The organism is Camelimonas lactis (assembly GCF_004342915.1).
GTDB classification, from domain to species: Bacteria; Pseudomonadota; Alphaproteobacteria; order Rhizobiales; family Beijerinckiaceae; genus Camelimonas; species Camelimonas lactis.
Window position 1 is genome coordinate 173735 of sequence record NZ_SLWL01000008.1, and the last position, 13296, is coordinate 187030.

The 13296-nt window shown below is 63.2% G+C and carries 11 protein-coding genes and 1 pseudogene; 1 reads left to right on the forward strand and 11 read right to left on the reverse strand.

What is annotated here, in order from left to right:
• Window positions 1–4: 4 nt before the first annotated feature.
• From moaA to EV666_RS10695, 10 genes are all read right to left on the reverse strand, one after another.
• Complete coding sequence (gene moaA / locus EV666_RS10650) at window positions 5–994, reverse strand: GTP 3',8-cyclase MoaA (protein ID WP_132007292.1); 990 nt, start codon at window positions 992–994, stop codon at window positions 5–7.
• A complete protein-coding gene (gene mobA, locus EV666_RS10655) occupies window positions 979–1560 on the reverse strand; it encodes a molybdenum cofactor guanylyltransferase (protein ID WP_132007295.1) in 582 nt (193 codons plus the stop codon). Before mobA ends, moaA begins: the two co-directional genes overlap by 16 nt.
• Window positions 1561–1625: 65 nt before the next feature.
• A complete protein-coding gene (locus EV666_RS10660) occupies window positions 1626–2831 on the reverse strand; it encodes a molybdopterin molybdotransferase MoeA (protein WP_132007298.1) in 1206 nt (401 codons plus the stop codon).
• A complete protein-coding gene (gene moaC, locus EV666_RS10665) occupies window positions 2824–3309 on the reverse strand; it encodes a cyclic pyranopterin monophosphate synthase MoaC (RefSeq protein WP_132007300.1) in 486 nt (161 codons plus the stop codon). The genes EV666_RS10660 and moaC overlap by 8 nt, the downstream gene beginning before the upstream one ends.
• Window positions 3306–3842, reverse strand: coding sequence for a molybdenum cofactor biosynthesis protein B (moaB, locus tag EV666_RS10670; protein WP_132007303.1), 537 nt, complete (start codon window positions 3840–3842; stop codon window positions 3306–3308). Before moaB ends, moaC begins: the two co-directional genes overlap by 4 nt.
• Window positions 3829–4305: a molybdenum cofactor biosynthesis protein MoaE gene (locus tag EV666_RS10675; RefSeq protein ID WP_132007306.1), complete on the reverse strand. Its 477-nt coding sequence runs from the start codon at window positions 4303–4305 to the stop codon at window positions 3829–3831. Before EV666_RS10675 ends, moaB begins: the two co-directional genes overlap by 14 nt.
• Window positions 4306–4307: 2 nt before the next feature.
• A complete protein-coding gene (locus EV666_RS10680; protein WP_165909975.1) occupies window positions 4308–4562 on the reverse strand; it encodes a MoaD/ThiS family protein in 255 nt (84 codons plus the stop codon).
• A gap of 126 nt (window positions 4563–4688) precedes the next feature.
• Window positions 4689–7289, reverse strand: a complete 2601-nt coding sequence (locus tag EV666_RS10685) for a nitrate reductase (RefSeq protein ID WP_132007312.1) — start codon at window positions 7287–7289, stop codon at window positions 4689–4691.
• Window positions 7290–7368: 79 nt separating this feature from the next.
• Complete coding sequence (locus EV666_RS10690; protein ID WP_207906394.1) at window positions 7369–8757, reverse strand: NAD(P)/FAD-dependent oxidoreductase; 1389 nt, start codon at window positions 8755–8757, stop codon at window positions 7369–7371.
• A 96-nt stretch (window positions 8758–8853) separates the two neighbouring features.
• On the reverse strand, window positions 8854–10062 hold the full coding sequence (locus EV666_RS10695) for a nitrate/nitrite transporter (protein WP_132007315.1): 1209 nt from the start codon (window positions 10060–10062) through the stop codon (window positions 8854–8856).
• 1760 nt (window positions 10063–11822) lie between these two features.
• Here EV666_RS10695 and EV666_RS10700 point away from each other — a divergent pair.
• On the forward strand, window positions 11823–12284 hold the full coding sequence (locus EV666_RS10700) for an ion channel (RefSeq protein WP_132007318.1): 462 nt from the start codon (window positions 11823–11825) through the stop codon (window positions 12282–12284).
• A 180-nt stretch (window positions 12285–12464) separates the two neighbouring features.
• Here EV666_RS10700 and EV666_RS10705 read toward each other — a convergent pair.
• Window positions 12465–13202: pseudogene (locus tag EV666_RS10705) on the reverse strand (acyl-CoA dehydrogenase family protein); the annotation flags it as partial.
• Window positions 13203–13296 lie beyond the last annotated feature (94 nt).

Below are 13296 nucleotides of genomic sequence, written 5' to 3' on the forward strand. Positions count from 1 at the left end.
CGCTCTAGCCGCCCGTGACGCTCATATGCCGCCCGAGGGTTGGCAGCCTCTCCGTCATGTCAAAGTCATGCCGTTGCGGTTTTGCTCCCATGACCTTGTCCAGCAACACGTCCACGGCTTCCCGCCCGCCAGTCCGCATCGCATCGCGCAAGGGGACCTGCTGGTTTCTTCCCAGGCAGCCAAACACCACGCCGGTCGCCGTGATGCGTATGCGGTTGCAGCTGGCGCAGAAATTACTGGTGTGAGGGGTAATGAAGCCAATCCTGCCGCCGATTTCAGGAACGTCATAATAGCGCGCCGGCCCGCCCGTTTTGTGTGACGACGGAACGAGTTGATACCAGTTGCCGAGCCTGCGTCTGACATCGTCCAGGGGCACATACCTCGCGGTGCGGTCCTCACCCGTCTCACCGAGCGGCATGGTCTCGATCAATGACAGATCATGACCCTCATGCGCGCACCATTGCAGGACGCCGCGGACCTCGTGCTCGTTGAGGTCCCTGAGCACAACCATATTGATCTTGACCTTCAACCCGGCAGCGCGGGCTGTGGCGACGCCTTGCAACACCTTGCCCAGATCACCATTGCGCGTAATGGCGCGGAAACGATCCGGATCAAGACTGTCAAGGCTGACATTGATCCGTTTCACGCCAGCCCGGGCGAGCTGCTCCGCCATGGCCGCCAGCCGGGTTCCGTTGGTTGTCAGCGTCAGCTCATCAAGCCCATGGCCAAGCCGCTGGCCAATGGTTTCCACCAGCCCGAGGACGCCGCGTCTGACCAGCGGCTCGCCGCCGGTCAGACGAATGCGCTTCACCCCGCGCGCGATGAGCATGTCTGACAGTTCGGCCAGTTCATCGAGACTGAGCAATTCACGGCTGGGCGCAAACTGCATCTTCTCGGCCATGCAGTAACGGCAACGAAGATCACAGCGATCGGTTACCGAAAGTCTTACATAGTCGATGCGGCGGCCAAAGCGGTCTATCAAAGGGTTTGCCATCTGCGCTCCGCCTCCGCCAGATCATCCGGCCGGTTGATATTCAGAAAAGGATCGAAGGGAGCCGTATTCCACGCGACTGCCCGGTAGCCGATCCATTCCGCGAATGTCCGCAACGACTGGTCGGAGCCGGTCACGCCATGGCTGGTCGCGGTAAACGCCTCGCTTCGCCACAGGCCGCAGGCCGGATGAAGCCGGCCATTGCTGCTCGCCAGCGCCGCCTGTCTGTCCAGCGCGCCGGACAGGCGGGCAAGAAGATCCCCTGGAACGAACGGGGTGTCGCAAGGCACAGTCAGCACGGCGCCCTTGCCCTTTGAAAGGGCGAACTGGCCCGCCGCCTGGACGCCAGCCAGCGGTCCGGCGCCATCCACGTCGCAGATGACCGGAATGTCCGCCGGGACACGCACCTGTCCGGGCTCACGCAGCGAAACGGCAACCGTATCGGACCAGCGCCGCGCGTGGGTCATCATGTGCGCCAGCAGTGTGCGCCCGCCCAGAAGTCGCGCCGGTTTGTCGCCGCCGATGCGGGTCCCTGCCCCGCCAGCAAGAATGACAACAGCCACTTTCATTCCAGCATCCGTTTTGCGTCGTCGACGACATGGAAAGGGCTTGGGGCGCTCTTCGCGAAGGGGCGTCAACTTCGCTGGAGAACACTCTGAAAACAGAGAACCGGAGCCATGCCGCCACGGTTAATCGCCGGCGCGCGCCGGGGTCGGCGTATCAGCACATCCGTTTCGGCAAGCGCCAGCTGGGCCCCGGAGTCCTGGTTCATCACCGGCCAGACCTGACCATCGACCCGCCTGCCCCTGACAAACGTTTCGCGTTCCGCACAGGCGGGAAGCTCCTGACCAAGCGGCGCGCTGTCCCAGGCAACGGCGGCCGCCGGATCAAGGCCCGCCAGACCGGCGAGCAGCGGCGCCAGAAACAGTCGCGCCGTCACCAGCGCCGATGTGGGATTCCCCGGCAGGCCAAGAACCAGCCCATGTCCGGCTTTCCCGAACCACACCGGTTTCCCGGGCTTTATGGCCACCTTCTCAAACAGCAATTCCATTCCCGTTCGCGCGAAGGCCGTTCTGGAAAAATCGCGCTCGCCGACCGAAGCCCCGCCGGCGATGACCACCAGGTCAGCTTCCGCCGCCGCGCTGAACGCCGCAGCCGACAGCTTCTCCAGATCGTCAGGGCAGCGGACGGCGCCAGAGACAACGCCGCCCCATTCGGCGACAAAGGCGGCGATGCCGTACAAAAGGCTGTCGGGAACAAGCGTCGGGGTTTTCGCGGCGGCGCCGGGTTCCGCCAGTTCATCACCGGTTGTGACGATTGAAACCCTGGGGCGGCGCCATACCTCGACCATCGCGACATCCGCAGCCGCGGTGACGACCATCTCCCTGAACCCCAGGGCGCGGCCGGCCGGCAAAAGCGCGGCGCCGGAACGGAAGTCGGAGCCCTGCGCACGGATGTGCCGCGCCTTCGACGGATTGGCCAGCAGGCGAATGCCGGAGCCGTCGCTGGCGACAATTTCCTGAACGACGACACGATCGGCGCCGGCGGGAACGGGGGCTCCCGTGAATATCCTCACACAACCGCCGGCCGGCAGCGCGCCGGCAAAGGCGCGCCCGGGATATGACGCGCCAACGACTTTCAGCGCGCCGCCCGCCTGCAGTTCCTGCTCCCGAACCGCATAGCCGTCCATGGCGGACACATCCTGTCGTGGCGCCGCCAGCCCTGCAACAACGGGCGCCGACAATATCCGGCCGCCGGCCGCCTGGAGCGCCACCGTCTCGCTCCCGAGGGGGCGGGCGACGCCGGCAATGATGGCGAGGGCCGCGTCGAGATCAATCATGCGCCGTCCCCGCCCAGGCCCCGGAGGCGCCGCCGGTTTTAGACACGACAGCCACCTGGTCGATAACCATCGCCCGGTCGATGGCCTTCAACATGTCGAAAAGCGTGAGGCAGGCAATGCTGACGGCGGTGAGCGCTTCCATCTCGACGCCGGTCTGCCCTGTCGACCGGACCTCCGACTGGACCAGGAAGCCTGGCAATTCGTCCCGAAGTTCTATGGTGACGGAGACGCCGGAGAGCGCCAGGGAGTGACACAAAGGTATCAGTTCGTGGGTCCGCTTCGCGGCCACGATCCCGGCGAGCTCCGCTGTATGGATCACGGCGCCCTTGGGGGTTCGGCCCTGCCGCACCAGGGCGAGCGTCTGTTCCGAGCACAGCAGACGCCCTTCGGCCGTGGCGGTGCGCCGGGTAACCGCCTTGTCACTGACGTTCACCATGCGGGGGCGGCCATTTTCATCAAGATGGGTCAGGCTTTTCATGCGCAAAGATGCCTCAGACGCGGGATCTGTCCCGCCAGCGAGCAGGGGCGATAACGGCTGTCCAGTTCCTGGGACAGGATGAGATCCCATCCGTCGCGACAGGCGCCAGTGGAGCCGGGCAGGCAAAAAATGAAACAGTCGCCGGCCTGGCCGGCAAAGGCGCGGGACTGCAAGGTCGAAACGCCGATCACGCCAGCACTGGCCTGGTGGAAAACCACGGAGAACCCGTCCATCTCCCTGCGGAACAGCGGACGGATCGCCTCGGGCGTCACGTCACGCGGGGCGAACCCGGTTCCACCCGTGCTGATGACAATGTCCACGTCGGGACTGTTGATCCAGCTCATGACCTGGGCCCGGATGGCCGTGACATCGTCCTGGACAATGGCCTTGCCGGCCAGGCGGTGACCGGCGGCGCGCGCACGTTGAACCAGCAGCGCCCCCGATCCATCGTTTTCTTCAGTTCGCGTGTCTGAAATCGTCAGAATGGCGATATTCAGCGGATGGAAGGTGAGGTTTTCATCAATTCCCGGCATGCGGCTGGCTCCAGCGTTCGCGATCCTGACGGTCGTGGCCTGTCGGTTCGATCCAGTGTGAGCCACTGGCGTCGTCTTCCCTCTTCCAGAACCCCGCATCGGTTTTCAGACGATCCATCAGGTAGTCCGCGGCGAGAAACGCCGCCCGCCTGTGCATCGCCGCCGCGCCCACAAAGACGATGGGCTGCTCTGGCTCGACCAGTCCGCAACGATGCGCGATCACCACGTCTTCCACGGGAAACAGGGCGCAGGCCGAGGCCGCGATCCCGGCCAGGGTTCGTTCGGTGAGTCCCGGATAGTGGTCCAGATAAAGACCAGTGAGCGGCAACCCCGCCTGACTGACAGGGCGCGCCACGCCGACAAAATTCACGATGGCGCCCTTGCCCGCCACAATTTGGAGGAAATCGCGCAATTCGGCGTCTGGCGCCAGCGGGCCTGGCGAGAGGCGTACGGTGCATCCCATTCTCAGCCTCCTGACAACGGCGGAATGAATGCGATTTCCTGTCCGCGACGCACGGGCGCGTCGTCGCGGACAATCATGCCGTCAACACAGGCCCGGACACACGGATTGAGCACTGCCGCCGCCACGTCATCGCCAGCAGAGGCCAGCAAACGCCGCATGTCGCGCACCGTCACGGGGTCGTCTGACACGTCGAAATCCCGGCTGCGCCCGAGAAGATCGCCCAGATACCCAAAAAACAGGATCGACTGTATGGCCATGGCCATGACCTCCTATTGCGCGGGCGTTTCGCCGGGACGCATTTCCCAGGGTTTACGCCATCCATTTCTTGCGGGGGGCGCTTCTGTTCACACGGGGCGCGCCCCCAAAACACACATGCTGTTACGTCAGGCATGCTCTCCCAGGGCCTCCCCCAACAGCCGCTGGATGGCGGGGCGACACGATCCGCAGTTGGAGCCGGCTCCAAGGGCATTGCCCACAGCTTCGACACTGGCGAGGCGCTGTTCGCCGATGGCGGCGATGATCTGCTTCAACCCCACGTCGAAGCAGGCGCATACAATCGGCCCACGGTCTGCCTGCGGCGTGGCCGGACGGCCGGCGAGTAGCGTGACGGCGGGCCCTGCCTGCTCCGTTTCCAGCTGGCTGACAATCCAGTCGCGTTGCGGCAGGTTGCCGGTGCGCGACAGGTAGATGGCGGCCTGCAACTGCCCATTCATGAGCACCGCCACCCGGAACTGTCCCCGCGCCACGTCGATCGCCTCGATGCGTTCGCCCGCCGGGAGAACAGATTTTATCAACGGCGCCATCTCGCCATTTCCCGAGAGCTCGACCAACCATCCCTGGGGCGCGCGTACGCGCGTCGCGTAGGCGGCGTTGATGGCGCGGGGCGCGGTTCGCGTGACGAGAAAACCGCTCCATTCCACGGGAAACGGATCAACCCGCGCTGGCGTCAACTTGAAGCCCGGCTGTCCTGAATGCGGGTCCACCGTGGGCCGCGGCAGCAACCCAGTGCGTCCGCCGCTCGACTGCTGGTCGGTCCAGTGGATGGGCGCAAAGATTTCCCCCCGACGTTGCCCCTCGCTGATCCCAACGCGATAGATGCTGGCCCCCTGGGGCGTCTCGACCCGCGCCAGTTCGCCATCCTTCAGGCCGCACGCAATGGCGTCCGCGGCGTGGATTTCAATCAGCGGCTCCTGACGATGGCGCGCAAGACGCGGCGAAAGTCCCGTCCGGGTCATCGTGTGCCAATGATCGCGATAACGCCCGGTGTTGAGGGTCAGGGGCCAGCGCTCCAGCGGCGCGGGAAGGGCCCGCTGTTCAACCTTCACCAGCCGCGCGCGGCGGTCCGGGGTTGAAAACCGGCCATCGGCGAAAGGCGCGCCTCCCCAGCGCCATGGCTCCATGGCGTCGTAAGCGGCGTTGCTGATGGCCGCGTGGGCGCCGATGTTGAACAGCCGCGCGCCGGCGTTCTGATAGGTGGAGAGGCGCGCGTGCTCCCGATAGATATCGGCCGGCCTGGCGTAATAAAACGCGCTTTCCCATCCCATGCGACGGGCGACTTGGGTGATGATCCACCAGTCGGGCTTCGCTTCGCCAGCAGGGGGCAGGAAGGCGCGCTGACGGCTGATCACACGTTCCGAATTGGTGACGGTTCCATCCTTCTCACCCCAGGCGAGCGCCGGAAGTTTCACATGCGCATGGGACGACGTGTCGGTGTCGGCGATGCAGTCCGAAACGACCACGAAGGGACACGCCGCCAGCGCCTCGCGCGCCATGTTGGCGTCGGGCAGACTGACGGCGGGGTTCGTCGCCATCACCCAGAGCGCCTTGATGCGGCCCTCGCGCATCCTGCGGAACAGGTCAACCGCCTTCAGCCCGGGCTTTGCGGCCACGTCCTGCGCGCCCCAGAAGCGCGCCAGCCGGGCGACATTTTCCGGGGCGAAATCCATATGGGCGGCCAGGGTCGAGGCCAACCCACCCACCTCGCGGCCACCCATGGCGTTGGGCTGGCCCGTTATCGAGAAGGGCGCGGCGCCAGGCTTGCCAATCCGTCCGGTGGCGAGATGGACATTGATGATCGCATTGACCTGATCGGAACCGCGCACCGACTGGTTGACGCCCTGGCTGAACAGCGTGACCGTGCGCGGGCGCGCGGAAAAAAGATGAAAAAACCGCTGGAGATCCTCAAGGGCGACGTCACAGGTTGTTGCGACGGCTCCAGCATCGCCGTGCGCATCGAGCGCCTCCCAAAAGCCCTCCGGAATATTGACGCTATCCCTGAGAAAGCCCGCGTCGAGCAGGCCCTCACGGCGGCAATGCGCAAGCAGGCCGTTCATCAGCGCCACGTCGCTTCCGGGACGCAGGGCGAGGTGGAGGTCGGCGTCCTCGCAGGTCTCGGTGCGGCGCGGATCGACAACAACGAGTTGCGCGCCGCGCGCCGCCCGCGCGGCCTGGATGCGCTGGTACACGACCGGATGGCACCAGGCGGTATTGGAGCCGACAAGCACGAAGAGGTCCGCCGCGTCCAGATCGTCATAGCTGGCGGGCACGACGTCCTCGCCAAAAGCGCGGTTGTGGCCAACCACGGCGCTCGACATGCATAACCGCGAATTGGTGTCGATATTGGACGAGCCGATAAACCCCTTCATCAGCTTGTTGGCGACGTAATAATCTTCGGTGAGCAACTGCCCTGACACATAGAAGGCGACGCTATCGGGTCCGTGCCGGCGGATGGCGTCCGCGAAGCGTCTGGCGACGAGGTCCAGCGCCCTGTCCCAGCCAACCTTCTTGCCGGCGATCTCCGGGTGCAGCAGCCGGCCTTCCAGCCCGACCGTTTCCCCCAGATGCGTCCCCTTTGAGCACAACCGGCCGCGATTGGCGGGATGGTCGACATCCCCCCTGATATCGACCTGGCGCCCGCCGGTCACGGTCGCCGACACACCGCAGCCGACCCCGCAATAGGCGCATGTGGTGCGAACGGCGGTCATGGCCCGAACTCCCGCATGTCGCGAGCGCGCGCCCCATCAGTCCAGCCCCGTGGCGTGCTGGCGGTCATCGCGAAATGCATCATGCGTATGCCGGACGCGTCGCAGCGGAGGCCCTGGCGTCCGCCGGACCGACGTTCGCCAACCCCGCCCGGGTGAACGGCTCCGCGTCACGGGCGGCGGGCCGCCGCCCGGCGTCGTTGACGTCCGGCTCTGCACGGCCCCGCGCTGGCGCATCCGGCGCCGGTTGATCCGCGCTGAAAGCATTGCCAAATATAAGTGAGTCCCGGATCTGGCTTATGTTTTGCTGTTTCTGCAAAAGATCGAAATACCAGCCGCCATCCTGGGTGTCGCCATACAGCACGGCCCCGACAATCCTGTCGTCCTTCACGCTCACGCGCTTGTAAACACCGCCCGCCTCGTCGCGCAAAATAATGTCCTCGGCCCCATCATTGCCCGAGAAATCGCCGGCGGAGAACACGTCAAGTCCAGCAACCTTCAGCCGGGTCGACATCGTCGAGCCATGGTAACCACCGCCAGGCGCGCCGGTCAGTCCATCCGCAAGCGCGCGGCACATCTCCCACAGCGGGGCGACCAGTCCGTAAACCTGCCCGTCATGTTCGACACATTCGCCAACGGCGAGAATGTCGGGATCAGACGTGACCATGTGATCGTTCACGTGGATGCCGCGCCCGACTGAAAGGCCGGCCGCCCGGGCGAGGCCGGTGTTGGGGCGGATGCCGACCGCCATCACGACGAGGCTCGCGGATATCTCCCGTCCGTCCTTCAGCCTGACGCCCTCAACCTTGCCGTCGCCAAGGATCCCGGCGGTGTCCGCGCCTGTCACAATGGTCTGGCCGCGCGCCTCCAATGCTGATTTCAGAAGATGACCGGCCGTTTCGTCGAGCTGGCGCTCCATCAGCGTCGGCATCAGATGGATGACCGTGACCTTCATCCCCCGCAGCGACAGGCCGTGCGCCGCTTCAAGACCAAGCAGCCCTCCGCCAATAACGACGGCGTTTCCGCCCTTGCCCGCGGCCTTGAGCATGGCGTCGACGTCGTCCATGTCGCGGAAGGTGACAACGCCAGGCAAATCCGCGCCGGGCACGGGAATAATAAACGGCGTCGAGCCGGTGCTGATCAAAAGCTTGTCGTATCGGACAGTGACGCCGGACGCCGCAGTCACCATCTTCGTGGCGGGATCAATCGCCACAACGGCATCACCCGCGACCAGCGTGACGCCGTTGTTCGCATACCATGCGGCGTCGTTGATCACGATGTCATCGAACGTTTTCTCCCCCGCCAGCAAGGGTGAGAGCATGATCCGGTTGTAGTTCACGCGTGGTTCGGCGCCAAAAATCGTGATCCGGAAACGCGCGGGATCACGCGCCAGGATCTCCTCGACAGCGCGGCAGCCGGCCATGCCATTGCCAATCACCACGAGATGTTCGGAACTGTTGCGTTGGGTCATCTCAAATCCTTGCCATACGCCGCCTGTGGCCCGGGAACCGGCGGGAGCCCAGGCCGCCGCAACACCGCCGCCATGCCGTCGTAGCGATGCGGCGCGTCAGATGCGGGCGCCTTCCAGGGCGCCGCCCCAGGTCAGGAGCCACTTTTGCTTGACCAGCAGCAGGCTGACGAGCGCCACAAGCGCCAGCCCGGCAAAGATGAGGAACCCCAGTTGCGGGCTGCCGGTCAGCTGTTTCGCGAGCCCCAGCGACGACGCCAGGTAGAACCCGCCGAGGCCGCCGGAGAAGCCAACCAGCCCAGTCATGACGCCGATTTCCTTGCCAAACCGCTGGGGCACGAGCTGGAACACCGCGCCGTTACCCGCGCCGAGCGCCAGCATCGCGACGATGAACAGGGCCAGCGCCATCGATACGGTGGCGGGTCCGGTGCTGATGGCGACAAGGGCGACCACGGCGACCGCATAGACCAGGGACAGCGTGCGCGTGCCGCCGACACGGTCGGCAAGGGCGCCGCCCATGGGCCTGACCATTGACCCCGCGAACACGCAGGCCGCGGTGCAATAGCCAGCCGCCGTCGGCGTCAGTCCGAACTGGTCCGTGAAATAGATGCTGAGAGAGGCTGCGAGCCCGACAAACCCACCGAACGTGACGCCATAGAAAAACATGAACCACCAGGCGTCCGCATGCTTCAGCGGCGAGAGATAAGCGGCAAGCGGTTTGGCGGCGGGCGCCCCAGGCGCGTCCTTCGCGAGCGCCATGTAGATCACGAACGTGATCGCCAGCGGAATGACCGCGAGACCAAGCACCGCGTTCCAGCCAAAGGCCTTGGCGAGCCCGGGCGCGAACAGCGCGGCGAGCACCGTGCCGGAGTTGCCCATGCCGGCGATGCCGAGCGCCGCGCCCTGATGCTCGGGGGGATACCAGCGGCTGGCGAGCGGCAGCGCCACCGCGAAGCTCGCGCCGGCGAAGCCGAGGATGACGCCCAGCGCGACGGTTCCGGCGAAGCTGTGAACGCCGAACGCCCAGGCCGTCAGGAGGCCGGCAATGACAATGATCTGGCTGATGGCGCCCGTCATCTTCGGGCCGATGCGATCGACCAGCAGGCCATTCATCAGCCGCAAGGCGGCGCCGGCCAGCGTCGGAATCGCCACCATGAAGCCTTTCTGGGCGGCGTTCAGGCCCAGATCGTCCGAGATGAACGGCGCGAGGGGGCCAAGCAGAACCCACACCATGAAGGCCAGGTCGAAGTACAGGAACGCTGCAAACAGGGTTGGTCGATGACCTGCGTCCCAGAATCCCTTGTTCATCTGACTCCCCTTTTTTGCCCGGCCGGAACGCCGCAAGGCGCGCGACCCGTCAGCCAAACCACTTTCGGCCCATCCAGCCCTGGATAAACATCAGCGCAGATAAACATCCGCGCAGCAGGTCGACGCCGCACTGGCGCTACCCCGATCGCAATCCAGAAAGTCACGCATCATCGAACCTCTTTCATGAAGCGGGCGGCGTCCGGCGAGATGCAGACGGTTGAATTGCGTTAGAATTGATTGGCAGATCGGGATATTTTATTAGAACTATTCTTCAGTTAGCGCTATGGTTGCAGTGCTTCTGAATTTGGTTCTTCCTGGATCGCGAACATTTTCAAAACTTCGCGCCAAATTTTCCCGATCAAAATTATTTAAATTTGTAACTCCAAACGATTTGTGATTCCAAACGAAAAAAAAAAGAGATGCAACAGGATAAAACATGCGCTCTCCTTTTTTGTATGAACTGGGGTCGACATATCATGACCATCTCCATGCACCTGTGACTTACACAGACCAATCCAACGCCCAGATGATCCGCCTCCCGCCCGTTCGGGCGGCAGCTTCAACGCGGCGGCGTTGTCCATGTATTTCAGGTCGCTTTAAAAACATTTTCGAAGCATGCCGAACATGCGAAACTTCAGGGCATCGCAGATCATAGGCATTAATGTTTTTCTATACCGGGCGCATTCTGCGCAACCAGATGCTCATGCCTGTTTCGAAAACATTCTCGCGCCCTGACGTAACGGTATCATGACTTCGTTGTCGTGATTGCTGATACGATTAATGCTATGAAAGCAAAGGTCTGTGCTCAAGCAGATAATTTGGGCGCCAAGGCCAACTTGTCATCCTGCCATGAACGAAATTCGGGCAACCGCTGATTTCTCCATTCCGGCGCATCGTGTCCGACGACGCTATGAAATCAGGGCGACACGCTACGTGAGATTGTGGCGCGCACAGATCACCGACCCGCTGGTCGAGGCCGCGGCCTGATTGAAAAAGCGTTCGACGGCGCTGTATTACCTGTAGAGCCCCGGGCTGAAGGCAAATGTTTTTTGCGGGTGATCCGCGCCAGGATATTGCGAAGGCGCCGCAGCTTGCGTCCCGGACCGGATGACATCGGTGTCATATGCCTTCGAGCAGGATGGCCCCTGCGCAAATACGAAAGCGGCGCTGAGCCACTGGGGCGTCACCCGCCTGGCCCACAGTGAGGATCATCCGGATCGGCCGCCCCCAGCATCGACGGGAGCATGGATTTTGGTGGTCAATCCGCTCCGGGAACGTCCCATGCAACGATCGTCAGCGCGCCCTTTTTGATCGCTCGCCATGCTGATGAACCCGGTCACAGGAGGAGTCGATCGTCACCAGATCACCGTCATGGGCGGCGGGTACGCCTCCATTCGCCGTCCGCAAGCTCATGTCGACGCATGATGCCCCTCCCTGTCGGAGAGGTTGAATCACGCCACTTTCATCGACGCACATTTATTTATGAGGCCACCTTCCAGTTGGGAAAGCAATGGTAACGCCACTACAGGGCGCCGGGCCGTTCACCATCTGATGCGGCAGCACGGGATGGGCGAGCATCGGACGTGCAAAGCCGCCGGCTTCAGCCGGATGACCACACGCTACCGGTCCGGGAGACGGCTGATGATGCTTGCCGTCACGGGATATGGATCTGGCCTGATGTGAATTTGGCTTGGAGCCGTGCCCGGACTTCTCTAAACCCTCAGCCACCGGCAGTTTTCAATTACAGGCGCGCTAAGGCAATGATGCAGGATTTTTTGATTGGATCGGCAACGAGTATTCTGGTGATGCTGGCGCATCTGGCTGGAACTATATTAATTGTTTTTGGCATAAAGAGCCTGAGATCAAAATTCAGAGATATGAATATTTTATATGTTTCTGTTATATTGGTGTTTGTTTATGGCATATTGATGATTGTGCTGTTTGCGAGCACCGGAATTTGGGCCGCGCTGTATTACAACCTGAATCTTGTCGAGGATTGGGGGAATGCGTTTTATTCCGCGCTGGTAAACTATACGACGCTTGGATTTGGCGATCTCGTCCAGGCAAGCCGCACGCGCATCTACGGGCCAATGGCAGCCGCGAGCGGCATTTTGATGTTCAGTTGGGCCGCCGCAATTCTTGTCTACGTTCTTCAGGCCCATTTGCCCGCGATGATACAGCTGACGGTCCACACCCCGCACAACAAGCGCGTCGACCATTGACCAGCGGGTTCCCCGCAAACGCATCTGCCAGGGACGGGCCGTCTGTTTGCCCGGCGGCGGGGCCGCCCCGTCCCTCACAGCCGCGGCTTGCTGAATGGCGCGCCGGCGCATGCGTCCGGCGCCGCTGCCTGTATCAGTCGCCGGCAGCGCCACAAGACCTGTGACGGAGAGTTCGTGATCTCAGTCCGCCATAAGGCCGGCAGGCGGCACAAAATGGGCGGCGTTGCCGCCAGGGTTGCTCCGGGTTTTCGCCAGTTCTTCCCGGGCGACAACCCGCAGATGAACCTCATCCGGGCCATCCAGAAAGCGCATGGCCCGGCCCCAGGTCCACAAATAGGAAAGTGGCGTATCCGGCGTCAGCCCCATGGCGCCAAACACCTGCATGGCCCGGTTCACAACCCGGGTCTGGAGCCGGGCGGCGACGATCTTGATGGCCGAAACATCAACGCGCGCCGCCGCATTGCCTTCACGGTCCATGCGGTGCGCCACCTTCAACACCAGAAGCCGGGCCTGATCAATCTCCAGCCGCGTTTCGGCGATCCAGTCCTGCACGTTGGCAAAATCCGCGATGTGGCGCCCAAAGGCCTTTCGCTCCAGCGCCCGTTTGCACATGAGCTCCAGCGCCAGTTCGCATTGTCCGATGGTCCGCATGCAGTGATGCACGCGCCCCGGGCCAAGCCGTTGCTGGGCCAGTTTGAAGCCATTGCCCTCCTGCCCCAGGATATTGGCGGCGGGAACACGGACATTCCGGAACAGCAGCTCGCAATTTCCCTCAGGCGCATGGTGGTGCATGACGGGAATGTTGCGCACAACCTGAAGCCCCGGCGCGTCCATTGGCACAATTACCATCGAATGCTGACTTGCCGGGCCGTCTTGCGCCTGGTCGTCTTGCGCCTGCCCGCCGGTCACGCCCATGATGTAAACACCGGAATAAAAAGAGGCCATTCACCGGTTTAAAAGTAGGCCAGTCGGGTCAATTATAAAGCCTCATGACGAGGCGGTTTGTGCTCGG

Bases quoted from the DNA above. Each gene is read 5' to 3' on its own strand.
- EV666_RS10675 (WP_132007306.1), bottom strand. From the start codon at position 4,305: ATGGGATGCACCGTACGCCTCTCGCCAGGCCCGCTGGCGCCAGACGCC.
- EV666_RS10660 (WP_132007298.1), bottom strand. From the start codon at position 2,831: ATGATTGATCTCGACGCGGCCCTCGCCATCATTGCCGGCGTCGCCCGC.
- EV666_RS10685 (WP_132007312.1), bottom strand. From the start codon at position 7,289: ATGACCGCCGTTCGCACCACATGCGCCTATTGCGGGGTCGGCTGCGGT.
- moaC (WP_132007300.1), bottom strand. From the start codon at position 3,309: ATGAAAAGCCTGACCCATCTTGATGAAAATGGCCGCCCCCGCATGGTG.
- EV666_RS10700 (WP_132007318.1), top strand. From the start codon at position 11,823: ATGATGCAGGATTTTTTGATTGGATCGGCAACGAGTATTCTGGTGATG.
- EV666_RS10680 (WP_165909975.1), bottom strand. From the start codon at position 4,562: ATGGCCATACAGTCGATCCTGTTTTTTGGGTATCTGGGCGATCTTCTC.
- moaB (WP_132007303.1), bottom strand. From the start codon at position 3,842: ATGCCGGGAATTGATGAAAACCTCACCTTCCATCCGCTGAATATCGCC.
- EV666_RS10695 (WP_132007315.1), bottom strand. From the start codon at position 10,062: ATGAACAAGGGATTCTGGGACGCAGGTCATCGACCAACCCTGTTTGCA.
- moaA (WP_132007292.1), bottom strand. From the start codon at position 994: ATGGCAAACCCTTTGATAGACCGCTTTGGCCGCCGCATCGACTATGTA.
- mobA (WP_132007295.1), bottom strand. From the start codon at position 1,560: ATGAAAGTGGCTGTTGTCATTCTTGCTGGCGGGGCAGGGACCCGCATC.
- EV666_RS10690 (WP_207906394.1), bottom strand. From the start codon at position 8,757: ATGACCCAACGCAACAGTTCCGAACATCTCGTGGTGATTGGCAATGGC.